The sequence below is a fragment of the Bordetella genomosp. 10 genome (assembly GCF_002261225.1).
In the GTDB taxonomy this organism is placed as follows: Bacteria; Pseudomonadota; Gammaproteobacteria; order Burkholderiales; family Burkholderiaceae_B; genus Bordetella_C.
In genome coordinates this window covers 1,166,313-1,192,183 of the sequence record NZ_NEVM01000005.1, presented here as the reverse complement: position 1 = coordinate 1,192,183, position 25,871 = coordinate 1,166,313, and the positions used below count along the sequence as shown (strand labels likewise).

The window sequence follows — 25,871 nt, the reverse complement described above, 5'->3', positions numbered from 1 at the left end:
AGCCGGCACGCGCCATGTCACGCCACGTTTCCTTGCGTCATCTGCGCTGCTTCGTGGCGGTTGCCGACACCGGATCCTTCACGCTCGCGGCTTCGCGCATGTCGCTGACGCAGTCGTCATTGACCTCGACGATCCAGCAATTCGAGGAAGCGGTCGGCGTGCGCCTGTTCGATCGCAGCACGCGGCGCGTCGCCCTGACGCAGGCGGGAGCCAGCTTCAAGGCCGAGGCGATGCGGGTGATCGGCCAGTTCGACGGCGCCATCGGCGACCTGCAGGCCTTGTCGGATGGGCGGCAGGGGCATGTCCGCATCGCGGCCATCACGTCGGTGGTGAACTACTTCCTGGTCGACGCCATCGAGGGCTTCCGCGTCGCCTATCCCGGCATCACCATTTCGCTGCGCGGCGCCAGCGCCGCAGCGGCCGAACAGATGGTGGCCAACGGCGAAATCGACTTCGCGGTGGAGAGCCGCTACCGCGGGTACGACGAGCTCAGCTATACGCCGCTGTTCGAGGACCGCTACGGCATCGTGTGCCAGCGCGACCATCCCCTGGCGCGGGGCAGCGGACCGATCGGCTGGGAGTCGCTGGAGTCGTCGAGCTATATCGGATTTTCCTCCGACACCGGCATAGGCGCCTACCTGCGCGCGCACGCGGGCAAGCCGGCGCTTTTCGACGCGCCGCATGACGAGGTGTCCAACACCAGCGCGCTGTATTCGATGCTGGGCATTGGCAACCGCTATAGCGTGCTGCCCGCGCTGGCGGCCAGCGAGCGCGACGCCTCGAAATTCGTATTCCGCGAATTGCGCTCGCCCAGCCTGTCGCGCGAGATCTGCCTGATCACCCGCCAGTTGCGCGCGCTATCGAGCGGCTCCGAGCATCTCCTGCATTTCCTCTGCGACACCATGCGCCGCAAGCCCATCCCGCCCGGCGTGCATCTCTGCACAATGATGCCGGACCGGCGCGCCATCGCAGCCAGCGCCGTTCGCGTCGCATAAGAACGCTTCGATCCTGTTGCCGGCACGCGGCACGCGGTACGTTGCCGCGGAACGCCCCATGGTGTTTCGTGACCACATGTCCGTGAGCGGAGTCGAAGCTCGTAACGACGCCGCAGGCGCTGCTCGCATCAAAAACGTGACTTTATTTTTTGTCCCTTTTGAGCGACAATGCCGAATCTCAAATTGCGCGAAACGGAAGTATTTGCGAGCTGGCTCGAGCGTCTTCGAGACCCCCTCGCAAAATCCCATGTCATTCGTCGTCTGGCGCGAGCCAGAATGGGGAATTTCGGCGATGTGGCCCCTGTTGGGGAAGGCATCAGCGAGATGCGTATCCATGAAGGCGCGGGCTATCGGGTGTACTACACCAGAGAGAACGACGTGGTTTATCTGTTGCTATGCGGCGGAGACAAGAAGAGCCAGACCCGCGACATTGCGGCCGCGAAGCGTCTGTGGGGGGAATTGAAAGGGAGTGCGGTCAAATGACTTATCTACGAGACTTCGATCCGGCAAACTACCTTACGGATGACGAGACGATCGCGCACTATCTGGCGCTCGCGGCTCAGGAGGACGATCCCGATGCTTTCTTGCAGGCCTTGGGCGATGTCGCCCGCGCGCGAGGAATCGGTGAAATTTCCAAGGGCACGGGGTTGTCTCGCACCAATCTTTATCGCGTCCTGGCGCCAGGCTCGAATCCCAGCTATCACACGCTTCGCCGGGTGATGGAGGCATTGGGCGTTTCCATTTCCGCCGTCGTGAAACCCAAGGATCACGCGCCCACCATATAGGCGGCGACCGCCGGCTCGCGCGGGCGGCCGTCACGATTGCGGGGAGCGTGCGCTGTCGGGGAGGCCGAAGATTTTGTCGAAGCAGAGGTTGTAGACGAAGGTGTAGAGCAGGAAGAAGACGATCAGGCCGAGGTCGAGGACGAAGGCGCTGAGCAGGGAGATGCCCATCCACCAGGCGAACAGGGGGACCAGCACGACGACCAGGCCGCCCTCGAAACCGATCGCGTGCGCGACGCGGCGGCGCAGGCTGCGGCCCTTGGTCGTCTGGCGCGCTTCCCAGCGCTCGAACAGGTAGTTGAAGACCAGGTTCCAGACGATGGCCACGGTCGTGGACGCGACGGCGGCGATGCTGGCGTGCGCCGCGCTTTTGTCGGAGAAGACCGACAAGCCCAGGGTGGTGACCGCGATCGCGATCGCTTCGTAGATGGCGACGTAGACGATACGCCGTTTGATGCCTTGCATTGTTGTGCTCCGGTATCGAGGGTCCGCGCCGGGTAGCCCGGTCTTGGCCTCCATGACCACGCACTTTATGCGCGAATAATTGATGTATAAAGTCAGAATCTTTCAGTTTTATTGATAGACGATGATCTTTTCCAGCGACAACATCCGGATCTTCCTGGCGGTCCTGGACAGCGGCTCGTTCTCCGCGGCGGCCCGGCTGCTCGGGCGGGTGCCGTCAGCGGTCAGCATGGCCATCGCCCAACTGGAAGCCGGACTGGACCTGAAGCTCTTCGACAGGGAAGGGCGCGAGCCGCGCGCCACCGATGCCGCCCGCTCGCTGGAGCCGCTGGCGCGGCAGATCGCCAGCCAGTTGCGGCAACTGGACACCCATGCCCTGGCGCTGCACCGGGGGCTGGAGCAGCGGCTGACCCTGGCCATCGCGCCCGAACTGATGTCGACGCCCTGGAGCCTGCCGCTGACCGTGCTGGCGGCGGAATATCCGTCGCTGGAGGTGGAGGTCGTCACGGCGCCGCAGGAGGACGCCCTGCGCATGATGCACGAGGGCTGCGTGCAATTGGCCCTGGTCTTCGAGCGTGCCCATATGGACGAGCGCGAGGCTTTCCAGGAGCTCGGCGAGGAAATCCTGGTCGCCGTCGCGGACCCGGAGACCCACCGCGCGTGGTCGCGTCGCGGCCCCTTGCGGATGGAGGACCTGATCGAGCTGCGGCAGATCGTGGTGGCGAGCCGAAGCCCGGAGCAACTGGATCCCCGCTTCGCGCTGTCGCGGCACATCTGGCGCACCGACAATCACCTGGCCACGCTGCGCCTGGTGCAGGGCGGCCTGGGCTGGGCCTATCTGCCGCAGAGCCTGGTGCGGCCGCTGGTGAGCGCGGGCGCCCTGGTGGAGATTCCCTTCGACAACATCACCAACGAACGCCCGCTGTGGGTCGACGTGGTCTGGTCGCGCGAAAGACCGCTGGGCCTGGGCGCGCAGCGCTACATCGACCTGATGCGCCGGGGCAAGGCGCCGGCGTGACGCGGCCGGGTTACGATCGCGCCCATGAAAATCCGCTTCGATCCGCGCGCCCTGGCCGCCGCCGTCCTGCTGTTCGTCGTCCTGGCCGTGCTCGCCACCGCCGGCGCGCGCTGGGGCTGGGTGCGCAGCTTCCTGGGCGATACGCTGGCGGTGATCTGGGTGTACTACGTGTTCAAGACGGCGTTGCGCGCTCCCGCGCCGCTGCTCGCCGGCCTGGCCTTCGGCGTAGGCGCCGCGGTGGAACTGGGCCAATACATCGTGGCCCGGATGGGCTGGCGCATCCCGAATCCCGTCTTGCGCATCGTCCTGGGCAGCACCGCCGACTGGTGGGATGTCGCGGCCTACGCGCTGGGCGGGATCGCCGTGCTGGCGATCGAGCTTCCCTTGCAGCGCCGGCGGGCGGCGCTTGCGCGTCCCGGAACCTGAATCCTGGCCGCTTCAGCGCGACGCCGGCACTTCGCGCCACCAGGCGCTGCCGGCCTGCGGCGCGGACAGGTCCAGGCGTTCCCCCATGCGCGGCGTCGACAGCATGACGCCGCGCGGACGCGCGATGGCGGTCACGCGCTCGAACGGGTCCTGCCAGCGGTGCATGGCCAGGTCGAAGGTGCCGTTGTGGATGGGCACCAGCCAGCGTCCGCGCAGGTCGACGTGGGCCTGCACCGTTTCCTCGGGCTGCATGTGGACGTAGGGCCATTGCGCGTCATAGGCGCCTGTCTCGATGAAGGTGACGTCGAAGGGGCCGAGCCTTTCGCCGATCTCCTGGAAGCCGTCGAAATAGCCCGTGTCGCCGCTGAAGAAGACGCGCACCTCGCCGTCGTCGATCACCCACGACGCCCATAGCGTGCGGTCGCGGTCCAGCAGGCCGCGCCCGGAAAAGTGCTGCGCCGGCGCCGCGGTCAGCGTCACGCCGTCCAGCGTGATGCCGCTCCACCAGTCGAATTGCCTGACCCGATGCGCGGGGATGCCCCATTCGATCAGGCGGTCGCCCACGCCCAGCGTCGTCAGGAAGACTTCCGTCCTGTCGGCCAGCGCGAGGACGGTATCGCGGTCGAGATGGTCGTAATGATCGTGGGAAAGAATCACGGCGCGCAGCGGCGGCAGCTCTTCTGGCGCGATGGGCGGCGCATGGAAACGGCGCGGACCCATGGACCGGAAGGGCGACGCGCGTTCGCCGAACACCGGGTCGGTCAGCCAGAACTGGCCGTGCAGCTTGAACAGCAGCGTGGAATGGCCCAGGCGATACAGGCTCCGGTCCGGCGCCGCGGCCAGTTGTTCGCGGGTCAGCGCGTCGATCGGAATGGCGCCGGCCGGCGTCGTGTCCCTGGGCTTGTGCAGCAGCATGTTCCAGGCGATGCGCAGCATCTTGCCCAGTCCTTCGACGGGCGCCGGCGCGGCATTGCGGAAGCGTTCGCCGTCATGCTGGGCCGACCCCTGGACCAGGCGCGAGCGCGCGATGGCGTCCAGGCCCAGCCAGCGGCGGACGGCGCCGGGCACGAGGGGGCGGCGTTCTTTCCAGCACGCGCTCAATCTGCAGGTGGTCGACATGCGGGGGGATTCCTAGGGTCTGAATTCGGGACGCGACACTACATGCTGCCGCGCCGGCGGATTTCAAGAAAGCCGCCTGGTGGAAAACACTGTTCAGCGAGCCCGAACAAACCCGCCCTTACAGGCCGCGCATATACCGTTGCGGCGGCGCGCCCAGCGCCTTGCGGAACATGGCGGTGAAGGCATTCGGATTGGCGTAGCCCAGGCCCCGCGCCACGCTGGACACGGACGCGCCCAGCGAGAGCTGGCACACGGCTTCGGACAGGCGCAACTGGCGCCGCCATTGGCCGAAGGTCAATCCCGTCTCGGCCTGGAACAGGCGCGCCAGGGTGCGCGCGCTGGCGCCGACCAGGGTGCTGAGATGTTCCAGCGTGTTGTCGCTGGCGGGCGATTGCATCAGCATCTCGCACACGCGCAGCAGCCGCTTGTCGGACGGCAGGGGCAGCTTGCCATGATCGAGCGTCGCCGCGCTGCCCAGGCAACGCAGCGCCAGCGGCGCGATCAGCGCGGCGTTGCTGTCCGCGGCATACTCGAAGGGATCGGCGGTCATGGCCAGCAGCAGTTCGCGCAACAGGGGCTGGACCTCGACGAGCCGGCACTCCGGCCACAGCCAGGGCGCGGCGTCCGGTTCGACGCGCAGGGTCAGCAGATGCACGGCGCCGATCATGTGCAACTCGTGGTCCACGCCCGAGGCGATCCACAAGCCCTGGACCGGCGTGACCGTCCATGCGCCGACGGAGGTCAGCACGCGCACCACGCCCTGGCCGGGATAGACCAGTTGGCCTTGTTCATGGCTGTGCCAGATCTCCCGCTGGCCGCCGCGATAGCGCTTGCCCCATCCCATGACGGGCCAGGACTGCCGTTGATACCCCGCGCCGAAGCGCTGTCGCCAGATGTTGTCCATATTCCGTTGATCTGCCGGAAAACTACGCGATCGTGCCAATTCTTGTCCGATGCGCATCGGCATTTGACCACTCGGCCCGGAATTTTTCAATTCAAATAATAAAAATTCTTATTTCGTTCTGAGGCCTTAGCCACCGCGCCAAGGCAAAAAGGAGAGCAGGTCATGCTATCGATTCTGGCGGCGCGCCCGGCATTTCGCGCGTCCACCCTGACCCTGGCCGTCCTCGGCTGCTGGGCGCCCGCCGCGCCGGCGCAGCAGGTCAGCACGCAACTTCCGGTCGTCGACGTCCAGGGACAGCGCGCCGATGAGACCGCGGACGGACCCGTGTCCGGCTACGTCGCCACGCGTAGCAGCGCCGGCAGCAAGACGGACACGGCGCTGGTCGACAACCCGCAATCGGTGACCGTGGTCACGCGCGCGCAGATGGACGCCCAGAACGCCCAGACGCTGGACCAGGCCGTGCGCTACGTGCCGTCCACGTCCAGCCAGGACAACGACCTGCGCTTCGACCAGCTCAGTATCCGCGGTTTCGACGCCGATTCCTACCTGGACGGCATGAAGCTGAATCGCACGACGTGGTTCGCCAACCCCCGCATCGATCCCTACTTCCTGGAGCGCATCGACGTGCTGCGCGGCCCTGCCTCGGTGCTGTATGGCCAGGCCAGCCCGGGCGGGCTGGTGGACATGGTGACCAAGCGGCCGACCGAGGATCCGCTTCACTCCATCACGGTGGGCATCGGCAACGACCAGCGCCGCCAGCTCGGCTTCGATTTCGGCGGCCCGCTGGACGCCGACGGCAAGTGGCTCTACCGCGTCACCGGCCTGGCGCGCGACGCCAATACGCAGACCGACCATATCGGCGAGGAACGCCTTGCCATCGCGCCGGCGTTGACCTGGCGTCCCGACGCGGACACCAGCCTGACGCTGCTCACCAGCTTCCAGCGCGACCCGGAGGGCGGGCTGTTCAATCCCTTGCCCGCCTACGGCAGCGTGCGCTGGAATCCCAATGGCAGGATCTCCCCGCACGACTATCTGGGCGATCCCGACCGCGACCACTTTTCCCGCAACCAGTACTCGGCGGGCTATCTCTTCGAGCATCGCTTCAACGAGCATCTGAAGGTGCGGCAGAACCTGCGCTACCTGCATGACGACATCGATTACTACCAGACCTCGGTGTCCAGCCTGCTCAATCCCGATTACCGCACGGCCTACATGTGGGCCAACGTCAACAAGGAGCACATGGGCCAGTTCACGCTGGACAACCAGGTCCAGGCGGATTTCGCGACCGGGCCGGTGCGCCACACGGTGCTGGCGGGGCTGGACTACCAGTACCTGCGCAGCGACATCCATCGGGGCGGCGCCTACTTCGGCAGCGATGCCATCGATATCTACCACCCGGATTTCAGCGGCCTGCCCACGGTGCCGGTCACGGTGAACCAGACTACCCGCCTGACGCAGTTGGGAACCTACCTGCAAGAGCAGGCGCGCCTGGACCGCTGGCTGTTCACGCTGGGCGGCCGCTTCGATTGGGCCCATACGGACGACCGGCAGGACGATGCCGCCTCCGGCCTGCCCACGTCGCGCACGGACCAGCGCGATCATGCCTTCACCTGGCGCGCCGGCCTGAACTACAAGTTCGACAACGGCATCGCCCCGTATGCCAGCTACTCGACGTCCTTCCAGCCGCAGACCGGGACGGACTACGCGGGCAACGTCTTCAAGCCCACCGAGGGCAAGCAGTACGAGATCGGCGTCAAGTACCAGCCCGCCGGTGTGCGCAGCTACGCGACCGTGGCGTTGTTCGACCTGCGCCAGAGCAATGTGCTGACCGCCGATCCGGCGCACACGAACTACAGCGTGCAGACGGGCGAAGTGCGGTCGCGCGGCATCGAAGTGGAAGGCCATGCGGAGCTGTCGCGCAACTTGAGCCTGCTGGCCTCCTACGCCTACCTGCACCAGACGGTGCTGAAGTCCAACGACGGCAACCAGGGCGACCATCCGGTTTCGCAGCCGGTGCAGATGGCGTCCGTGTGGGGCGACTACACCATCCATGGCGGCCCGCTGGACAAGCTCGGCTTCGGCGCCGGCGTGCGCTATGTGGGCAAGAGCTACGGCAGCGCCGACAATTCCCTGGTCGTCCCGTCGCATACGCTGGTCGACGCCGCCGTGCACTACGACATGGACCGCTGGCGCTTCGCCCTGAACGCGTCCAACCTGTTCAACAAGACCTACGTCTCGTACTGCTCCAGCTACATGTTCTGCTACTACGGCGCCCAGCGGACGGTGATGGCGACGGCCACCTATACCTGGTAGCCGTCTACGCGGTCGGCGGGGGCTTTTTTCAAGCAGCTTCTTTCAGATGCGCGCCAGGGTCTCGCCCAGCAGGGCGATGCCCGGCTCGATGCGGTCCGTGCCGATCGCCGTGAAGCCCAGGCGGAAGTGGCGGTCGGACGGTTCGGCATCGAAGAAGTTGGGAAAGCCGGGTTCGATCAGCACGCTGCGGCGCGACGCCGCCCAGGCGAGTTTCTGGGTGCTGGTCGACGGCGGCGCATCCAGCCAGAGCGCGCCGGCGCCGTTGGCCTGCGCGTAGCGGCAATCCGGCAGGTGGCGGTCGATCGCGCGGCACAGCTTTTCGTGCTTGCGCGCATGCTCGTCGCGATAGCGGCGCAGGTGCGCGTCGTAGTCGCCCTGGGCCAGGAAGCGCGCGAGCAGGCGCTGGTTGTTCAAGGGCGCATGGCGGCAGATCAGGCGGCGCAGGGCGCGCAGTTCGCGCACCAGTTCTTCGTCGGCCACCATGTAGCCCAGCCGCAGCCCCGGCGCCAGGCACTTCGAGAAGCTGCTCAGGTAGATGACGCGGCCGTGCCGGTCGGCCGCCTTCAATGCCGGCGGCGGCCGCCCGGACAGGTCCAGGTCGGCCTCGTAGTCGTCCTCGATGACGATCTGGTCATGCCGCTGGATCTGCCGCCAGAGCGCCTGGCGCCGCGCCGCGCTCATGGTGACGCCGGTCGGCACCTGGTGGCTGGGCGTGACGTAGAGGTAGTCGCAGTCGGCCGCGCGCTCGTCGAGCACGATGCCTTCCTCGTCCACCGGATGCAGGGAGACGCCGGCGTTCTGCAGTTCGAACACGTTCCAGGCGTCGCGGAATCCCGGATTCTCGATGCCGACGCGCACGCCCGGCCCCATCAGCAGCGCGGCCAGCAGATAGAGGGCGTTCTGCGAACCCAGCGTGACCAGGATCTGTTCGGGAGCGGCCTGGATGCCGCGCTTGGGCAGGACGCGCGTGCGCAATTGCGCGATCAGTTCCGGGTCGTCCTGGTCCACCGCGTCGTTGAGCCAGGCCGCGCAATGCGCGGGCTCCAGGATGGCGCGGCTGGCGCGGCGCCAGGCGGCGAGGGGAAAGCGCTGCGTGTCCGCCTGCCCGTAGGCGAAGGGATAGTCGTAGTCGCGCCAGTTGCTGGGGCGCAGGACGCCCTGGCGCACCTGGGAGGACAGGCGCAGGCGCCTGCTCCAGGACGGTGCACAATCCGGTGCATGGCTCTGTGGGGGTGCGTCATGGCGGGCCGCCGCGAGCGCCGCCGCCGTTCCGCCGTCGCGATAGTCCGCGTGCAGGTAGTAGCCGCTGCGCGGCCGGCTCTGCAGAAAACCTTCCTCGACCAGGCTTTCGTAGACCAGGGCCGCGGTGTTGCGCGACACGCCGATCTGCCGGGCCAGGTCGCGGCACGAGGGCAGCGGTTCGTCCGCGGGAAAGGTGCCGCCGAGGATGGCGCCGACCAGCGCCTCGCGCAATTGTTCCTGCAGGCCGCGCGCATGATGCAGATCGAGATGGAAATAGTGGTCGATCATGAGGGCCTCCGAGCTTGCGCCGCATTCCGGGGAACGCTTCGAACAAATAGGGAATCAAGCAAGGACCATGCCAATTTCGCGGCGCGCCGCATCTGGCCAATCCGTTGCGCATAACTGTCCTATCGGCCCGCCCGGCAGCGCCCCTAAGATGGTTGCGCCGGCTCCCACGCCGTTCACCGACGGCGCGACGAGGGACCGGTCCACGAGACCGACCGACGACAAGGGGAATTCCATGCGTAATACTTCTGAGACGGCCCGGGCCGCGACCGCGGGCGGCGCGCGCCGCCGCGCCGTGGGCCGCGCGGCCTGCGCCTTGGCCGCCTGCCTGTTTGCCGTATCCCTGAGCGCGCGCGCCGACCTGGCGGACATCGAAAAGCGCGGCACCATGAAGGTCGCGACGGAGGACGACTACGCTCCCTTCAATTTCATCGTCGACGGCAAGGCGGCGGGCTTCCACGCCGACCTGCTGGAGGACCTGCGCAAGTACGCGACGAAGTTCAAGGTGCAGCAGGACATCCTGCCCTGGACCGGCCTGCTGGCCGCCGTCTCGGCCGGCCAGTACGACGTGGCGTTCACCGGCGCGCTGGTCACCGACGACCGTCTGAAGACCTTCGATTTCACGCCGCCCTTCGCCTCGGCCCAGCATTTCTACGTCAAGCGGGCCGGCGACGACCGCCTCGGCGACGTCGCCAGCCTCAGCGGCAAGACGGTGGGCGTGCAGGCGGGCAGCGCCCTGCTGGCGCGCCTGCCAGAACTGGAGAAGATGCTCGCCAAGACCAACGGCAAGCTCGGCGAGGTGGTCCAGTACCAGTCCTATCCCGAGGCCTACGCCGACCTGGCCAACGGGCGGCTGGACTATGTCGTCAATGCCGTCATCTCCGTGAACGACCTGGTCAAGTCGCGGCCCAAGGTCTTCGCCAAGGGCGTGGCGGTATCGGGCAACGGCTTCGCCGCCTGGCCCATCCCCAAGGGGAATCCGGAACTGCTGAAGTTCCTGACCGGCTTCATGGACCATATCCGCCAGAGCGGGCGGCTGGCCGAGTTGCAGAAGAAGTGGTTCGGCGAAAGCTTCCCGGACCTGCCCACGACGCCCATTACCAGCGTGGAGCAATTCCACAAGCTGGCGGGCATGGAGTAGGCGGGGAGGACGGGCGTGGACGCGCAAGCCTGGCGCATGCTGTTGGACGGCGCGTGGGTGACGGCATGGATCTCCGCCGTCTCCATCGCCATCGGGGTGGTCCTGGGACTCGGCCTGGCGCTGCTGCGCCTGGCGCGCATTCCCGTGCTGGACCAGATCCTTGCGACCTGGATCAGCCTGGCGCGCGCCACGCCGCTGGTGACGCTGGTGCTGTTCGTATTCCTGGGACTGCCGTCGGTGGGCCTGGGCATCAACCGCGAGACCGCCGCCATCGTGGCGCTGACCATCAACACCTCGGCCTTCAACGCCGAAATCTGGCGTTCGGCCTTCGCCAGCTTCTCGCGTGAGCAGCGCGAGGCCACGCTGGCCTGCGGCATGACGCCGGCCGTCATGTTCCGGCGCATCATGCTGCCCCAGATGGTGGTCAGCAGCATGCCCGGGCTGGTCAACGAGATGTCGTCGCTGGTCAAGAGCAGCCCGGCCGTCGCCATCATCGGCCTGGTGGACCTGAGCCGCGTCACCAACCGGATCGCCGCGGTGACCTACGAGCCCCTGCCGCCCATCCTGGCCGCCGCGGTCCTGTACATGCTGTTGATCGCCCTGCTGGTGCGCCTGCAGGCGCTGGCCGAGCGCCGCGCCGGCCGCCTGGCGATGTAGGGCGGGGAAGGGGACGCGATGAATCGCTGGCAAACCATCTGGGACGCGCGCGCCGATTTCGCGGCGGGCTTCGGCAATACCGTGCTGCTCGCGGCCGTCGCGTGCGCGATCGCCTTCCTGCTGGGCTGCGCGCTGCTGTTCCTGCTGGAAGGCCGCGACAACGCCTGGCGGCGCATGCTGCGCGCGGCGATCAACGGGCTGCGCATGCTGCCCTTCCTGATCTTCGTCTACGTGCTGTACTACGGCCTGCCGTCGCTGGGCCTGCGCTTGCGCGCCTGGGATGCGGGACTGATCGGCCTGGCGCTCTATCACGGCGCCTATTTCGCGGAGATCCTGCGCGGCGCACGCCTGGTGATGCCGCCGGGATCGCTGGAGGCCGCCTACGCGCACGGCTACCGGCGCGGCAAGGCCTTCCTGCGCATCGTGCTGCCGCAACTGGCGTTGCGCACGCGGGGCGTCCTGGGCAACCAGCTCATCCTGTGCCTGAAGGACACCTCTTTCCTGAGCATCATTACCGTGCCGGAGCTGACCGCCGCGGCCAATTCCGTGCAGGCGCGGTACTTCATTCCCGTCGAGGCCTTCATCGTCGCCGTCGCCCTGTATTGGCTGCTGGGCATCGGCATCGAGGCCATGCTGCGGGGAATACGGCGCGTGGGCCTGCGGCGAGGATTCGAACATGAGTGAACTACCGGCGGTTTCCATCCGCAACGTGTCCAAGAGCTTCGGCGGCTACGAGGTCCTGCGCGATATCGACCTGGTCGTGCGCAAGGGCGAGGTGGTGAGCATCCTGGGCGCGTCGGGCTCGGGCAAGTCGACGCTGCTGCGCTGCGTGAACTGGCTGGAGCAGCCCGACCGCGGCGAGATCCACATCGCCGGCGCGCGCATGGGCGTGAACCCGGACACCGGCCGTCCCCTGCGGCCGCGCGAACTGGCCGCGATGCGCGCCCGCACCGGCATGGTGTTCCAGAGCTTCAACCTGTGGCCGCACCTGACGGTGCTGCACAACGTCATGGAGGTGCCGGTGCACGTGCAGGGCGTGCCCAAGACCGTGGCGCGCGAACGGGCCATGGCCTTGCTGGAAAAAGTGGGCATGGCCGAGAAGGCGGGCCAGTATCCGCATACGCTGTCGGGCGGGCAGAAGCAGCGCGTGGCGATCGCGCGCGTGCTGGCCATCGAGCCGGAGGTCCTGCTGTTCGACGAACCGACGTCGGCCCTGGATCCCGAACGGGTGGGCGAGGTGCTGACCGTCATGCGGGACCTCTCGGCCGAGGGCTACACCATGATGGTGGTCACGCATGAAATGGACTTCGCCCGCGCGGTGTCCGACCAGGTGGTCTTCCTCGACCAGGGCAAGCTGATCGAGAAGGCCGACCCGGAAACCTTCTTCACCCGCCCGTCCACCGAGCGCGTGCGCCGCTTCCTGGAACGCGACGCGGCGGGCGCGGCATGACGGCGGCGGCCATGGCGACGGCGGACAGGGCGGCCGGCCCGGCGCGTTTCGCGCCCTTCCACCGCGGCCGCGGCCTGCAGGAGCAGTTGCGCGAGAAGCTGTTGAACGCGATGTTCGACGGCTCGCTGCCGGCGCACGAGCCCATGCCGTCGAGCCGCCGCCTGAGCGAGGAGCTGGGGCTGTCGCGCAATACCGTCGTGCTGGTCTACGAGAAGCTGGCGCAGGAAGGGTATCTGGTGGCCTCCAGCCGCCGCGGCTTCTACATCAATCCGCACGTGCTGGGCGAACGCCAGCAGGCCAGCCTGAAGACCGATCCCCAGCAACTGTTCGCGCGGCCCGACGACGCGCCGGACTGGGACGCCCGCCTGGCGCAGCACCCGTCGCGCCTGCGCGCCATCGTCAAGCCGCGCAACTGGCGCGACTATCGCTATCCCTTCATCTACGGCCAGGTGGAATACGACGAGGCCACCGCCGCCCACTGGCGCGAATGCGCGCGGCTGGCCGCCTCCGGCGCCCATGCCCGCACCTGGCTGGACGACCAGGTGGCGCAGGACGACGCCCTGCTGGTGGAGCAGATCACGCAGCGCATCCTGCCGCGGCGCGGCATCCACGTCGGGCCGGAGCAATTGCTGATCACCATCGGCACGCAGAATTCGCTTTTCATGCTGACCCAGTTGCTGGCCCGGCCCGGCATGCCGGTCGGCCTGGAGGAGCCGGGCTACGTCGACGCGCGCAATATCTTCGCGCTGGCGGGCTGCGCCCCGCGGCCGCTGGCGGTGGACGGGCAGGGCCTGGTGGTCGACGAGCGCATGGCCGGCTGTGCCATGGTGTTCTGTACGCCCAGCCACCAGTCGCCGACCGGCGTGACCATGCCGCTGTACCGGCGCATCGAACTCCTGGAGCAGGCGCGGCGGCACGATTTCCTCGTCATCGAGGACGACTACGAAAGCGAGCAGAACATCCTCGGCCGCAACCATCCGGCGCTCAAGAGCATGGACGAGTCGGGCCGCGTGATCTACCTGGGCAGCCTGACCAAGAGCCTGATGCCGGGCGTGCGCCTGGGCTTCGTGGTGGCGGACGCGGAGCTGATCCGCGAGCTGCGCGCCTTGCGGCGCTATCTCTATCGGCATCCGCCTTCGAACAACCAGCGCATCCTGGCGCTGTTCCTGGGCATGGGGTATTTCGACGCGCACGCGCGGCGGCTGCGGTCGGCCCTGGCGCGCAAGTGGCGCACGATCAGCCAGGCCGTCGCCGACGCGCTGCCGGCCGTCACGCCCAGCGGCACGTCGGGCGGCTCGGCTTTATGGCTGCGGGGCCCGGCCGGGTTCGACGCCTGGGAATTGCAGCGCGCCGCGGCCCGGCGCGGGGCGCTGATCGAGCCGGGCCAGATCCACTTCCTGGCCGAGCCCGCGCCCACCGGCTATTTCCGGCTCGGCTACGGCGCCATCGCGCATGACGATATCGTGCCCGGCGTGCAACTGCTGGCCGAGGCCTGGAAGGATATGGAACGCGCATGAGTACCGCGGTATTGCTGGCCTGGGCCAGCGCGATCGTGTTCGTCGCCGGCATCGTGCGGGGCTTGACGGGTTTCGGCTTCGCCGCCTTGTCGGTGGTCGGGCTGGCTTTCCTGCTGCCCGTGCGCGAGGCGGTGCCGGCGGTGCTGTGCCTGGAGGTCTGCGCCAGCCTGGCGCTGCTGCCCAAGTGCTGGCGCCGCGTGGACTGGCGGCTGTCCCGTCCGCTGCTGCTGGCGGCGCTGTGCGGCGTGCCGGCCGGCCTGTTCGGCCTGACGCGCGTGGACGGCCACGCGATGACGCTGGCCGTCTACGTGCTGATCGGCGCGCTGGCCGTGCTGGGCCTGGCGCGGGTGCGACTGCCCGTCAGCGGCGGACCGTCCGGCGCATGGGTGGTCGGCGGCGCCACGGGCGCGCTGCTGGCAGCGTTTTCGGTGGGCGGACCGCTGGTGGCGGCCTGGATGGCACATGCGGGAACCAAGGCCGACCGCATGCGGGCGACGCTGGTGCTGTTCTTCGGCGCCATCGACCTCGCCAGCGTGGCGGCGATGGCGGCCACGGGCAACCTCGGCGCGCAGACGCCCTTGCGCGTGGCGCTGCTGCTACCCTGCACGTATGCCGGCTTGTGGATAGGCGAATACCTGTTCGCCCGCGTGGCGGCCGAGCGGGTGGTGGCCTACGTGCAATGGCTGCTGTTGGCGCTGGCCTTGATGGGGCTGTATAGCGTCCTTGCCGCCTGAGCCTGACCCTGAGCCCGAGCGCGATGCCCCTTGCCGCCTTGCCTTCTGTCGATGAGGAAAAAATGGAATCACGAACCTTGAACGATACCGTCTTCATTACCGGCGCGACGTCCGGTTTCGGCGCCGCGACGGCGCGCTGCTTCGCCGGCCGCGGCTGGAACGTGATCGCCACCGGCCGCCGCGCCGACCGCCTGCGGGAATTGGCCGACGAACTCGGTCCCAACGTGCATACCGTGACGATGGACGTGCGCGACAGGGAAAGCGTGCGCGCCGCCATCGAGTCGCTGCCCGCGGACGCCGGGCGCCTGCGCGCGCTGGTCAACAACGCCGGCCTGGCGCTGGGCACGACGCCGGCCCAGGCGTGCTCGCTGGACGACTGGGACACCATGGTCGATACCAACATCAAGGGCGTGCTCTACGCCACGCGCCTGCTGCTGCCGCGCCTGATCGAATACGGCGCCGGGGCGGGCATCGCGAACCTCGGTTCCATCGCCGGCAACTGGCCCTATCCGGGCAGCCACGTCTATGGCGCGAGCAAGGCCTTCGTCAGGCAGTTCTCGCTGAACCTGCGCTGCGATCTGCAGGGGACCGGCGTGCGGGTCACCAACATCGAGCCGGGCCTGAGCGAAAGCGAGTTTTCCCTGGTGCGCTTCGCCGGCGACCAGGCCAAGTACGACGCGGTGTATCGCGGCGCCCATCCCTTGCAGCCGGAGGACATCGCCGAGACGGTCTACTGGGTGCTGAACCGCCCCGCGCACGTCAATATCAACAGCCTGGAGATCATGCCGGTGACGCAGGCATGGAGCAATTTCGCGATCGACCGGGGCGAAGGCCGATAGGAACGATAGGAACGCAGGGTAGGCGGGACCGGCGGGGGCGCTGACCCGCCCGCCTCAGTTGACGGCGGCGGGACTGAACATGCCGGACAGGTCCACGACCGTCGCCGCCTGCAAGGCGCGCGCCAGGGCCTCGCGCGGAAGCTGGCCGCGCAGGCCGATGGCCACGATCCGGCCCGCGCGTCTCCCGGCGCCGCGCGCACCGGCGGCGATCTGCGCCGGCGCCGCGCGCAGCGAGCCGTGGCGGCCGGCGAACTGGATCACCGCCGCCGGATTGCGGTCGGTGCGCACCAGGCCCTTGAGCCGCAGCACGCCCACCGGCATGTCGCGCAGCAGGGCGCGCAGGCGCTCCGCGTCCAGGGCGTGCGGCGTATCGAAGCGCCAATGTTCGAAGACATAGCCGTGGGCCGGGCCGTCCGCCTCGCCTGCCTCGTCCACGTCTCCTTCCTCCGCTCCCTCCGCTTCCCCCGCCTTGCCTGATTCTCCCGCGTCGATGCCGCGACGCCGCTGCCGGCCTGTTTGTCCGCCCTCGTCGTCGAGCCCGGGGTCGGACAGCAGGACGTCCGGCACGGCGGCGTGCACGGTCTCGAAGCGCGGCGTGCCGGGCGCGGCATGGTCCAGCCAGTCCCGCAGCGCGTCCATCTCGGCGCCCGACATCCCGTCGCATTTGTTGACCACCAGCAGGTCCGCGCCGGCCAGTTGGCGGCGCAGCATATCGCGCAGCAGCGGATCGGCGTCCTGGTCCGGCGCCGCCCGCGCGTCGACCAGCACGATGACGCTGTCCAGCGCCAGCGCCGGATCGGCCAGGCCCACCTGCGCGACCCGCCAGGGGTCGGAGACGCCGCTGGTTTCGATGACGATATGCCCGGGCGCCGGGTCGAGCGCCAGCACGCGCATCAGGGCGTCGCCCAGGTCGTCGCCGATCTGGCAGCAGACGCAGCCGTTGGCGAGGCTGATCAGGGTCTCGTCCCGCTTGTCGACCAGTTCGGCGTCGATATTGATGGCGCCGAAATCGTTGACCAGGATGGCGCAGCGCCGGTCCCGCCAGCGCGAGAGCAGCCGGTTGAGCAAGGTGGTCTTGCCCGCGCCCAGGAAGCCGCCGATCACCGTCAGGGGGATGCGCGGCCGCGCGGCGGCGGGCGCGGCGCCGCCGGCCGGCGTCATGGCCGCGCCTCGCCGGCCAGGCCCAGGGTGGGTTCGCCGCCCACCACGGTCCCGGCGATGCGCACGTCCTTCAGCGCGGCCGGGTCCACGGTCTCGGGGTCGTCTTCCATCACGCAGAAATCCGCGTGCTTGCCCACTTCGATGGACCCGATGCGGTCGTCCATCTTCAAGGTGTAGGCCGCGCCCAGCGTGATCGCGTGCAGCGCCTGCGCCACCGTGATGCGCTCGGCCTCGCCCAGCAGGCGGCCCGAGGACGTGCGCCGGTTGACCGCGCACCAGGCGGTGAACAGCGGCCCCAGCGGCGTGATGGGCGCGTCCGAATGCATGGCCATGGGAACGCCGTGGGCCAGGGCGGTGCCGCAGGCGTCCATGCGGTTGGCGCGATCCGGGCCCATGGTCAGGGCGTGATGGGCGTCGCCCCAGTAGTAGATGTGATTGGCGAAGAGATTGACGCACAGGCCCAGCGCCGCCATGCGGCGGAACTGCGCGGCGTCGGCCATCTGGCAGTGCTGCAGCGTGTGCCGGTGGTCGGGACGCGGATGCGCCGTGAGCGCCGCTTCCAGCGCGTCGATGACGACCTCGGTGGCCTCGTCGCCGTTGACGTGGATGTGCATCTGCAGGCCCGCCTTGTGGAAGCCGAGGATGCGGGCCCTGAGTTCGTCGGGCGGCAATATCCAGATGCCGTTGGGCGCGCCGTTGTAGTAACCGGGCCAGCGCACCCGGGCGGTGAAGCCCTGGATGGAGCCGTCGGCCACGATCTTGATGGCGCCGAGGCGCAGCTTGTCGTGGCTGCGCAGCGCCGCCTCGCGCACGCGGGCGATGCTCTCGTCCAGCGTCAGGCCGCCGAACGGGCTGTTGAAGGCGGGCACCACGCGGCAGGGATAGCCGGCTTCGGTGGTCGCCGCCAGCAGGCCGTTCAGGCTGTCCTCGGACAGGTCGTTGACCAGGTCGGTGGCGGTGGTGACGCCGGCCAGGCGGGCGATCTGGCCGAAGTTGCGCAAGCCCTCCAACGACATGCCGCTCAGGCGGAACGCGTTGCCGATGGCGCGGTTCACCGGGAACATCGCGGCGAACTCCTGCAGTTCCCCGCTGGGATTGCCCGCGGCGTCGCGCACGATGCCTTCGATGTCCGTGTCGGCGTCGATGCCGGCCAGGGCCAGCATGGGCGTGTTGACGTTCATCAGGTGCTGGCTGGCGTGCAGGATGGCGATGGGGCGCGTGGCCGAGACCTGGTCCAGGTCGCGCGCCGTCATGCGCGCGTCGCCGAAGAAGATGGGATCGAAGCCCCACGCCAGCAGGGGCTCGTTGCCGGGCGGCATGGCCTGCTCGATGGCGCGCAGGCGCTGGACCACCGCATTGAAGTCCGTGCAGCCCTCCCATCGCTTGCCGTCGGGCGCGGTGCGCGGGTGGAAGCCGACGAAGGGATAGCGCCACAGGCTGCCCGCCATCAGGTGGCTGTGGCCTTCGACCAGGCCGGGCATGAGGACGTGGTCGGCATAGCGCGCGTCGGCGTCGCCGGCGCCCCAGGCCGCCGCGTCCTCGGCCGATCCCACCGCCAGGATGCGTCCCTCGCGCACGGCGACGTGCGTGGCGGCGGGCGCCGAGCGGTTCATCGTGATTATCTTGCGGGCGCGGTAGATCTTGATTGAAGACATCGCTGTGTCGTCCTGGAAAGGAAGGAAAGGGTAGGAAAGGGAAGGATCAGGCCGGCGCGGCCAGCGGCCCGGCGGGATGGTCGCCGTCCGTCGTCACCAGATGGCAGCGCACCCAGTAGTCGGCCGCCACCTTGCGCAAAGGCGGTTCCTCCTGCCGGCAGCGGGGCGTGGCCACGGGACAGCGGACCGAGAAGCGGCAGCCGGGCGGCGGCGCGATGGGGCTGGGCGGCTCTCCGTGCAGCATGATGCGGCGGGCGGCGCGGCGGCGTCCGCCGTCCACGGTCGGCACGGCCGACAGCAGCGCGACGCTGTAGGGATGCAGCGGCCGCGCGAAGAAGGCGCGGCGCGGGGCGCGCTCGATGATCTGCCCCAGGTACATGACGGCGATCTCGTCGCAGATATGCTCCACCACCGCCATATCGTGGGAGATGAAGAGATAGGTCAGGTCCTGCTCGCGCTGCAGGCGCGCCAGCAGGTTCAGGATCTGGGCGCGGATGGCGACGTCCAGCGCCGATACCGGCTCGTCGCAGACCACCAGTTCCGGCTTGCTGGCCAGGGCGCGCGCGATGTTGATGCGCTGGCGCTGGCCGCCGGAGAACTGGTGCGGGAACAGGCGCTGCTGCTCCGGCCGCAGGCCGACCGCCGCGAAGAGTTCGTCGACGCGGGCGGCGCGCTCCGCGGGGGCGCCGATCCGCATCAGGTCCAGCGGCGCGCGCACGGCGTCGCCGACGCGCTGGCGCGGGTTCAGCGAGGAGTAGGGATCCTGGAAAATGATCTGGATGCGGCGCCGCGCCTCGCGCAGGGTCTCGCCGTTGATCAGGCTGAGGTCGGTGACGCCCAGGCGGACGCTGCCTTCCGTAATGGGCGCCAGGCGCATGAGGGCCAGCGCGGTGGTGGTCTTGCCCGAGCCGGACTCGCCCACGACGGCCAGCGTGGTGCCCCGGCGCACTTCGAAGGAGACGCCGTCGACGGCGCGCACGACTTCGGCCGGGCGCCGCCAGCCCTCGCGCGGGCGCGGATAGTGCACCTTCAGGTCCGTGACGGTAAGCAGGGGCGGGGTGGCGGGAGCGGCGTCGGGCGCGGCCGGGACGGTGGGCGGCGTGGCGGCCGCCTGCGCCGGTGTGGCCCCCGGCGCAGGCGCCGGCATGGGAGCGGCTTGCAAGGCGGTCATTGTTCTTCCTCCGTGAGCCAGCACGCGGCGCCATGGCCCGCGGCGCCGGTGAACATGGGCGGCACCTCGCCCCCGCAACGGGGCATGGCCTGTGCGCAGCGGGCGCGGAAGGCGCAGCCCGCGCCCAGCTCCCACAGCGAGGGCACGACGCCGGGGATCTCCGGCAACACCGTCCGCTCGCCGGCCTGGCTGGCGCCGAGTTCGGGCAGACAGGCGATCAGGCCGTGGGTATAGGGATGGCGCGGCGCGCCGAGCACCTGTTCCGTCGTGCCTTGCTCAATGATGCGGCCGGCGTACATGACGACCACGCGGTCGGCCATTTCGGCGACGGCGCCCATGTCGTGGGTGATCATCACGATGGACGTGCCGCGCTTGGCCTGCAGGTCGCGCAGCAGGTCGAAGATCTGCGCCTGCACCGTGACGTCCAGCGCGGTGGTAGGCTCGTCGGCGATCAGGATGTCGGGTTCGCAGGCAAGCGCGATGGCGATCATCACGCGTTGCCGCATGCCGCCCGACATCTGGTGGGGATATTCGCGCACGCGTCGCTCCGGCGCCGGAATGCCGACGGCGCGCAGCAGCTCGACCGCCTGCTCGCGCGCCTGGCGCGCGTTCGCGCCGCGATGGCGGCGCAGGGGCTCGCCGATCTGGTCGCCAACGGTGAAGACCGGATTCAGCGAGGTCATGGGTTCCTGGAAAATCATGGAGATGCGATTCCCCCGGATGGCGCGCATGGCGGAAGGCGCCAGCGCGGTCAGGTTGCGGCCGTCGTAGCGGATTTCCCCGCCCGCGATCTGGCCGGGCGGCGTGGGCACCAGGCCGAGGATGGCCAGCGCCGTCATGCTCTTGCCGCAGCCGGATTCGCCCACGATGCACAGGGTTTCGCCGCGCCGCACGTCGAAGTCCACGCCGTTGAGCACCATCGCGCGGCCGCGCCGGGGGTGGAAGGCCACGCGCAGGTCGCGCACCTCCAGCAAGGCGTCGCCCGCGCCGGCGTTGGCGTTGACGCTGGCATCGGGAATGGTCGTCATGTTCGCCTGCATGTCAGCGCTCCCGCATCCTGGGATTGAGGGCATCGTTCAGGCCGTCGCCGACCAGGCTCACCGCGAGCACCGTCAGGAAGATGGCCAGGCCGGGGAAGGCCACCGCCCACCACGAGGTCAGCACGTAGGGCCGGCTGCCGCCGATGATCAGCCCCCAGCTCATTTCGTTGGGATCGCCCAGCCCCAGGAAGGAAAGGCCGGCCTGGAACAGGATGGCGCTGCCCACGGCCAGGGTGGCCGAGACGATGAGCGGCGGCAGCACGTTGGGCAGGATCACGCGCCAGATCAGCCGCGCGTTGCCGGCGCCGATGGTGCGCTCGGCGCGCACGAACTCGACGTCGCGGAACTTGAGGAATTCGCCGCGCGTCAGGCGCGCCGTGTTCGGCCAGCTCACGATGCCGATGGCGACCGTCACGGTGGCCAGGGTGGGCGAGAACAGCGTGGTGACCACCATGGCGAACAGCAGCGTGGGCAGCACCTGGAAGAACTCGGTCGCGCGCATCAGCAGGTTCTCGACGGCGCCGCCGTGGAAGCCCGCGATCGCGCCGATGGATATGCCGATGAGGACGGACAGCAGCGCGGCCACGGCGCCGACCAGCAGCGTGGCGCGGCCGCCGTAGACGAGCTGCACCAGCACGTCCCGTCCCATGTAGTCGGTGCCCAGCCACGCGTCGGGCGTGCCGGGCGGCGTGAGCGGGACGGCGACGATCTCGAAGGGATCGGCCTTCATGATCCAGGGACCGGCGACGGAGACGGCCACGATGGCCAGCAGCAGCAGGAGCCCGGCCACCGCCGTCGGATTGCGCAGGAAGATGCGCAACCCTTCGGCAAGCGGATGCGAGGGCGCGGGCGTGGGCGCGGCGGTAGGGGAAATGGCGCTATTCATGATGTCTTGATGCGAGGATCGACCAGCCGGTAGCAGAGGTCGGTGAGCTGGTTCATGACCACCACCACGATGGAGGAGAACAACAGGATGCCGAGCAGGGTCGGGTAGTCGCGCTGGAGGACGGCGTCGGCCGCCAGGCGGCCCAGCCCCGGCCAGTTGAAGACGGTCTCGACCAGGATGGCGCCGGCCAGCACGTTGCCGAATTGCAGGCCCACCAGCGTGACCACCGGCAGCACCGCGTTGCGCAGGGCGTGCTTGTACAGGACCCAGAACTCGGGCAGGCCCTTGGCCCGCGCCGTGCGTATATAGTCGGCCCCCAGCACGTCCAGCATGCTCGCGCGCGCCAGCCGGCTGTACTGGGCCAGGTGGATCAGGCTGAGCGTGAGCGTGGGCAGCACCAGGTGCCAGGCCACGTCCAGCATGTCCCCCCAGCCCTGGCCCGTGGCGTCGGCGGCGCGCATGCCGGAGACGGGAAAGATGGGCCATACCGAGGCGAACAGGATGATCAGCATGATGCCGATCCAGAACACCGGCGCCGCGAAGCCGACCAGGGAAACCAGCGTCACCGCCTGCGACAGCAGGCCGTTTGGCTTGCGCGCCGACAGCACGCCCAGGAAGGTGCCGGCCAGCGTGGCGCAGACGACGGAAGCGATCACCAGCAGCAGCGTGGCGGGCACGCGCTCGGCGATGAGCTGCGTGACCGGCACGTTGTAGAAATAGGAGAAGCCCAGGTCGCCGCGCAGCACCTGGGCCATATAGACGCCCAGTTGCACGACCAGCGGCTTGTCCAGGCCGTACTGCGCGCGCAGCGCGGCCATTGCTTCTTCGGACATGCCGCCCATCGTCCCGGCGATCGTCTGCACCGGGTCGCCCGGCGCGCTGTGCACCAGCAGGAAGTTCAGGATCACGACCAGGGCGACCAGCGCGAGGGCGCGCAGCAGCCGGGACAGGATGAAGCGGCTCATCGTCATTGCACGGTCACCTCGTCGAGCGGCGACAGCGGGCCCCAGATGCTGGTGGGCACGTTCTGCACGCGCTTGCTCGTCACCGTGCGGTAGGGCACGTTGGAGAGGAACAGGATGGGCAGGTCGCCGGTGACGATCTTCTGGAACTCGGCATATAGCTGCTTGCGCTTGGCGATGTCGGTTTCCACCGCGGCGGCATTGAGCAGTTCGTCGACCTTGGGATTGGCGTAGGCCTGGGTATTGGTCCAGATGATGGGCTTGATGTTGGTGGACAGGTAGGTGCGCGCCACGCCGATGACCGGGTCGCCCCAGTTGTAGACGGTGTCCATGGTCATGTCGAAGTCGCCCGCGGCGATGCGCTTGGCCCAGGAAGGAAAGTCGGCCGAGGCGCGCACTTCCACGGCGATGCCGATCTTCTTCAGTTGCGAGCGCAGGTACTCGGCGACGTTTTTCTGCTGGTCGACCGAGCCGGGGATGTAGTCCACGGTCAGCTTCATGCGCACGCCGCCGTCCTTGGCCGGGAAGCCGGCCTCGTCCAGGAGCGCGGCGGCCTTCTTCAGGTCGAGCGGGTAGGTGACGAGATCGGTCGTGGCGTAGGGGCTGCTGGCGACGATGGGGCCGTTGGCGGGCGTGGAGAACCCTGCCTGCAGGACGCCGGAGATGAATTTCTTGTCGACGGCATAGGCGATGGCCTGGCGCACCTTCACGTTGGACAGGGGGCCCTGGCGCAGGTTGAAGGCCAGCCAGTTCAGCGCGCCGATGCCCTCATAGCCCTTGTCGGTGATGGCGTACTTGTTCTCGGCCTGCAGGCGGCGCAGCTCGGACGAGGTGCTGATGAAGGGCAGCATCTGGAGATCGCCGCGGTCCAGGGACAGCGTCAGCGTCGTCATGTCGTTCGAGTAGTTGATGATCACGCGGTCCAGCTTGGGACGGCCGGGCAGGAAGAACTTGTCGAATTTCTCCAGCACCACCCGCTGCCCCGGCGTGAACTCCACCAGCTTGAAGGGGCCGGAGCCGACCACGTCCTTGCTGTTGCGCGGATGCGTCTTGAGATCCTGGCCGTCGTCGTAGATGTGCTTGGGCAGGATGGGCGCCAGCGCCGGCGACATGGCCAGCAGGATGGCCGGGTGCGGACGGCTCAGGCGCAATATCGCGGTGTAGGGGTCGGGCGTCTCGACCTTCTCCAGCGGCGCGAGCATGGTGGAGAAGGGATGGTTGGCCTTGATCGCCATCAGGGAAAAGGCGACGTCGGCGGAGGTGATGGGCTGGCCGTCGTGGAAGAAGGCGTTCTTGCGCAGGTGCAGGGTCAGCGTGCGGGCGTTGTCCGTCAGTTCCCAGGATTCGGCCAGGTAGGGCTGGGGCTGCCATTTGTCGTCGAAGCGCAGCGGACTGGCGAAGAGCTGGGTCGACACCAGGCCGGTGGCCATGCCGGACTGCACCGCGCCGTCCAGGTGGCGCGGTATCTCGGTGCTGCCCATGACCAGCGTGCCGCCGGCCTTGGCGTCGGCGGCCTGGGCGGCAGGGGCGGTCGCGGCCGTCGCGGCCATGAAGGCCAGGCAGCAGGCGGCCGCCGCGCGGGCGGAATAACGATGGAACATGACTTCTCCTTGAACAGGTTTGCGGGCCGCGGAGAGGCGCCGCGTCCAGGGTCTGGCGGGTCGCGCGGCAGGGGAACCGCCGCGCGGCGTTGGGGTCAGCGGATCAACGGGTCAGAGCACTTCGTCCTTCAGGTAGTACCAGCGATACAGCAGCGCCTGGCCCAGGCGGCGGAAGGGCGCCAGCGCGTGCAGGGGCAGGGGACTGTCATAGATGGGCAGCGTGAACGCGGGGTCGGTGCGGCCGGCTACGCGTTCGGCCATGCGGCGTCCGGCATGCGCGGAGAAGCTGACGCCGTTGCCGCCGTAGCCGAGGGCGTAGAACACGCTCTGGGCGGGATCGGGCTGGACGATGCGCGGCATCATGTCGTGGCTGACGTCGACCCAGCCCCACCAGGAATAGTCGATGCCGATGCCGCGCAGCGGCGGGAACTTGCGGTACAGGCCGTCGATCAGCAACTTCTCGTGGCGGGGGTGCCGCGCGTCGGCGCCGGTGACGGCGCTGCGGCTGCCGATCTGCACGCGGCGGTCCGGCAGCAGGCGGTAGTAGAAGCGCAGGGTGCGGGTGTCGGTGATCGCTTCGTGGGTCAGGAAGTTGGTGCGCGCCAGTTCGTCGTCGGTGAGCGGGCGCGTGACGATGCTGTTGGAGAGCACGGGGTAGCAGCGCCCGGCCAGGCTGGGATGCAGGCTGGCCGCGGTATAGGCGCCGGTGGCGACGGCGACGGTGCGCGCGCGCACCACGCCGCCGGGCGTTTGCAGCAGGTGGCGGCCGCCCTCGGTGCGCCAGCCGGTGACGCCGCTGGCGGGATGCAGCGTGGCGCCGTGCTGGCGCGCCATCCGGATATAGCCGTAGGCGAGCTTCAGCGGGTGCACGCTGATGCCGTCCGGTTCGTGCAGCGCGCCGCTGGCTTCCTCGTCGCGCACGTAGTCGCGGTGCACCTCCTCGCGGCTGAGGATGCGCGTGTCGTAGCCGAACTGTTCGCGCATCAGCTTGCCTTCGCTGCGCAGGAAGGCCATCTTCTTGTCGCGGTGGGCGATGTAGAGGTGGCCGCCCGGCTGGGCATCGCAATCGATCTGCGCGACGAGTTCGCTGAACGTGTTGAAGCCGCCGCGGATTTCCGCGTCGAGCCGGCGCGCCACGTCCTTGCCCCAGCGCTCGATCCACTGCGAACGGTACAGGCGGCCGCTGGCATTCTGTCCCTGCCCGCCGTTGCGGCTGGTGCAGCCCCAGGCCACGCGGTTGGCTTCCAGCACGGCGGCCTTGATGCCGTGTTCCCTGGCCAGGAAAAGCGCGGTGGCCAGCCCGGTGAAGCCCGAGCCGATGATCGCCACGTCGACGTCGCGGTCGCCGTCTATCGGGCCGTCGTCGCCGGGCGGCGGCCCGGCGGTGCCGACCCAGTAGGTGGGCGCGTATTCTTGGTTCCGGCCGGGGCCGGGGGAGACCAGCGGGTCGTAGGTGGGGTCGTAGGATTGGAGGCCGGCGCCCCGCACGGACGTGTCCATGGTGTGGTTCC

General features: G+C 68.8%; 25 protein-coding genes. 13 read left to right on the top strand and 12 right to left on the bottom strand.

From position 1 onward, the window contains the following. The first annotated feature begins 14 nt into the window (after positions 1–14). The 3 genes from CAL29_RS21550 to CAL29_RS21540 all read left to right on the top strand — a co-directional run bounded on the left by CAL29_RS21550 (position 15) and on the right by CAL29_RS21540 (position 1,780). Positions 15–995, top strand: coding sequence for a LysR family transcriptional regulator (locus CAL29_RS21550; RefSeq protein ID WP_094855043.1), 981 nt, complete (start codon positions 15–17; stop codon positions 993–995). Between the two features lie 168 nt (positions 996–1,163). Further along, positions 1,164–1,478: a type II toxin-antitoxin system RelE/ParE family toxin gene (locus tag CAL29_RS21545; protein ID WP_094855042.1), complete on the top strand. Its 315-nt coding sequence runs from the start codon at positions 1,164–1,166 to the stop codon at positions 1,476–1,478. Continuing rightward, positions 1,475–1,780 (top strand): addiction module antidote protein, encoded by a 306-nt coding sequence (locus CAL29_RS21540; RefSeq protein WP_094855041.1) that lies wholly within the window; start codon positions 1,475–1,477, stop codon positions 1,778–1,780. Before CAL29_RS21545 ends, CAL29_RS21540 begins: the two co-directional genes overlap by 4 nt. Before the next feature lie 30 nt (positions 1,781–1,810). Here the strand turns inward: CAL29_RS21540 and CAL29_RS21535 are convergent, their stop codons facing one another. Next, a complete protein-coding gene (locus tag CAL29_RS21535) occupies positions 1,811–2,242 on the bottom strand; it encodes a PACE efflux transporter (RefSeq protein ID WP_094855040.1) in 432 nt (143 codons plus the stop codon). Positions 2,243–2,363: 121 nt separating this feature from the next. On the opposite strand from CAL29_RS21535, the gene CAL29_RS21530 reads away from it, so the two are divergent. Together CAL29_RS21530 and CAL29_RS21525 are read left to right on the top strand one after the other, a co-directional pair. Then, positions 2,364–3,257 carry a LysR family transcriptional regulator gene (locus CAL29_RS21530; RefSeq protein ID WP_094855039.1) on the top strand — a complete coding sequence of 298 codons (894 nt, stop codon included), beginning with the start codon at positions 2,364–2,366 and terminating at the stop codon, positions 3,255–3,257. A 24-nt stretch (positions 3,258–3,281) separates the two neighbouring features. Continuing rightward, on the top strand, positions 3,282–3,683 hold the full coding sequence (locus CAL29_RS21525) for a ribosomal maturation YjgA family protein (protein ID WP_094855038.1): 402 nt from the start codon (positions 3,282–3,284) through the stop codon (positions 3,681–3,683). Between the two features lie 12 nt (positions 3,684–3,695). Here the strand turns inward: CAL29_RS21525 and CAL29_RS21520 are convergent, their stop codons facing one another. After that, positions 3,696–4,802 (bottom strand): MBL fold metallo-hydrolase, encoded by a 1,107-nt coding sequence (locus CAL29_RS21520; RefSeq protein WP_094855037.1) that lies wholly within the window; start codon positions 4,800–4,802, stop codon positions 3,696–3,698. Between the two features lie 118 nt (positions 4,803–4,920). Then, the gene (locus CAL29_RS21515; protein ID WP_094855036.1) at positions 4,921–5,706 is read right to left on the bottom strand and encodes an AraC family transcriptional regulator; all 786 of its coding nucleotides are present in this window, start codon (positions 5,704–5,706) and stop codon (positions 4,921–4,923) included. Positions 5,707–5,868: 162 nt separating this feature from the next. Here CAL29_RS21515 and CAL29_RS21510 point away from each other — a divergent pair, with 162 nt between their 5' ends. Continuing rightward, positions 5,869–8,019: a TonB-dependent siderophore receptor gene (locus CAL29_RS21510; RefSeq protein ID WP_094855035.1), complete on the top strand. Its 2,151-nt coding sequence runs from the start codon at positions 5,869–5,871 to the stop codon at positions 8,017–8,019. Positions 8,020–8,061: 42 nt separating this feature from the next. Here CAL29_RS21510 and pdxR (CAL29_RS21505) read toward each other — a convergent pair whose 3' ends face one another. Next, positions 8,062–9,549, bottom strand: a complete 1,488-nt coding sequence (gene pdxR, locus CAL29_RS21505) for a MocR-like pyridoxine biosynthesis transcription factor PdxR (protein ID WP_094855034.1) — start codon at positions 9,547–9,549, stop codon at positions 8,062–8,064. A gap of 232 nt (positions 9,550–9,781) precedes the next feature. On the opposite strand from pdxR (CAL29_RS21505), the gene CAL29_RS21500 reads away from it, so the two are divergent. The 7 genes from CAL29_RS21500 to CAL29_RS21470 all read left to right on the top strand — a co-directional run bounded on the left by CAL29_RS21500 (position 9,782) and on the right by CAL29_RS21470 (position 15,884). Further along, positions 9,782–10,687: a transporter substrate-binding domain-containing protein gene (locus tag CAL29_RS21500; RefSeq protein ID WP_094855033.1), complete on the top strand. Its 906-nt coding sequence runs from the start codon at positions 9,782–9,784 to the stop codon at positions 10,685–10,687. Positions 10,688–10,702: 15 nt separating this feature from the next. Continuing rightward, positions 10,703–11,344 carry an amino acid ABC transporter permease gene (locus CAL29_RS21495; protein ID WP_094855032.1) on the top strand — a complete coding sequence of 214 codons (642 nt, stop codon included), beginning with the start codon at positions 10,703–10,705 and terminating at the stop codon, positions 11,342–11,344. 18 nt (positions 11,345–11,362) lie between these two features. After that, complete coding sequence (locus CAL29_RS21490; RefSeq protein ID WP_094855031.1) at positions 11,363–12,028, top strand: amino acid ABC transporter permease; 666 nt, start codon at positions 11,363–11,365, stop codon at positions 12,026–12,028. Then, entirely contained in the window at positions 12,021–12,794 is a 774-nt protein-coding gene (locus tag CAL29_RS21485; RefSeq protein ID WP_094855030.1) for an amino acid ABC transporter ATP-binding protein, read from the top strand. Before CAL29_RS21490 ends, CAL29_RS21485 begins: the two co-directional genes overlap by 8 nt. 11 nt (positions 12,795–12,805) lie before the next feature. After that, positions 12,806–14,311 carry a MocR-like pyridoxine biosynthesis transcription factor PdxR gene (gene pdxR, locus CAL29_RS21480; protein ID WP_094856817.1) on the top strand — a complete coding sequence of 502 codons (1,506 nt, stop codon included), beginning with the start codon at positions 12,806–12,808 and terminating at the stop codon, positions 14,309–14,311. Then, on the top strand, positions 14,308–15,045 hold the full coding sequence (locus tag CAL29_RS21475; RefSeq protein ID WP_094855029.1) for a sulfite exporter TauE/SafE family protein: 738 nt from the start codon (positions 14,308–14,310) through the stop codon (positions 15,043–15,045). Before pdxR (CAL29_RS21480) ends, CAL29_RS21475 begins: the two co-directional genes overlap by 4 nt. A gap of 62 nt (positions 15,046–15,107) precedes the next feature. Then, positions 15,108–15,884 (top strand): SDR family oxidoreductase, encoded by a 777-nt coding sequence (locus CAL29_RS21470; RefSeq protein WP_218831882.1) that lies wholly within the window; start codon positions 15,108–15,110, stop codon positions 15,882–15,884. A gap of 54 nt (positions 15,885–15,938) precedes the next feature. On the opposite strand, the gene CAL29_RS21465 is transcribed toward CAL29_RS21470, so the two are convergent. The 8 genes from CAL29_RS21465 to CAL29_RS21430 form a co-directional block, all read right to left on the bottom strand. After that, on the bottom strand, positions 15,939–17,045 hold the full coding sequence (locus CAL29_RS21465) for a CobW family GTP-binding protein (RefSeq protein ID WP_094855027.1): 1,107 nt from the start codon (positions 17,043–17,045) through the stop codon (positions 15,939–15,941). Further along, the gene (locus CAL29_RS21460; protein ID WP_094855026.1) at positions 17,042–18,700 is read right to left on the bottom strand and encodes an amidohydrolase; all 1,659 of its coding nucleotides are present in this window, start codon (positions 18,698–18,700) and stop codon (positions 17,042–17,044) included. Before CAL29_RS21460 ends, CAL29_RS21465 begins: the two co-directional genes overlap by 4 nt. Before the next feature lie 46 nt (positions 18,701–18,746). Continuing rightward, entirely contained in the window at positions 18,747–19,871 is a 1,125-nt protein-coding gene (locus CAL29_RS21455; RefSeq protein WP_256977659.1) for an ABC transporter ATP-binding protein, read from the bottom strand. Continuing rightward, on the bottom strand, positions 19,868–20,899 hold the full coding sequence (locus tag CAL29_RS21450) for an ABC transporter ATP-binding protein (protein WP_094856815.1): 1,032 nt from the start codon (positions 20,897–20,899) through the stop codon (positions 19,868–19,870). The genes CAL29_RS21455 and CAL29_RS21450 overlap by 4 nt, the downstream gene beginning before the upstream one ends. Before the next feature lie 13 nt (positions 20,900–20,912). Beyond that, entirely contained in the window at positions 20,913–21,797 is an 885-nt protein-coding gene (locus tag CAL29_RS21445) for an ABC transporter permease (RefSeq protein WP_094855025.1), read from the bottom strand. Continuing rightward, positions 21,794–22,762: an ABC transporter permease gene (locus CAL29_RS21440; RefSeq protein WP_373559831.1), complete on the bottom strand. Its 969-nt coding sequence runs from the start codon at positions 22,760–22,762 to the stop codon at positions 21,794–21,796. The genes CAL29_RS21445 and CAL29_RS21440 overlap by 4 nt, the downstream gene beginning before the upstream one ends. Before the next feature lie 2 nt (positions 22,763–22,764). Beyond that, positions 22,765–24,360 (bottom strand): ABC transporter substrate-binding protein, encoded by a 1,596-nt coding sequence (locus tag CAL29_RS21435; RefSeq protein ID WP_094855023.1) that lies wholly within the window; start codon positions 24,358–24,360, stop codon positions 22,765–22,767. 111 nt (positions 24,361–24,471) lie between these two features. After that, positions 24,472–25,860, bottom strand: coding sequence for an NAD(P)/FAD-dependent oxidoreductase (locus CAL29_RS21430; protein ID WP_094855022.1), 1,389 nt, complete (start codon positions 25,858–25,860; stop codon positions 24,472–24,474). Between the last annotated feature and the right edge of the window lie 11 nt (positions 25,861–25,871).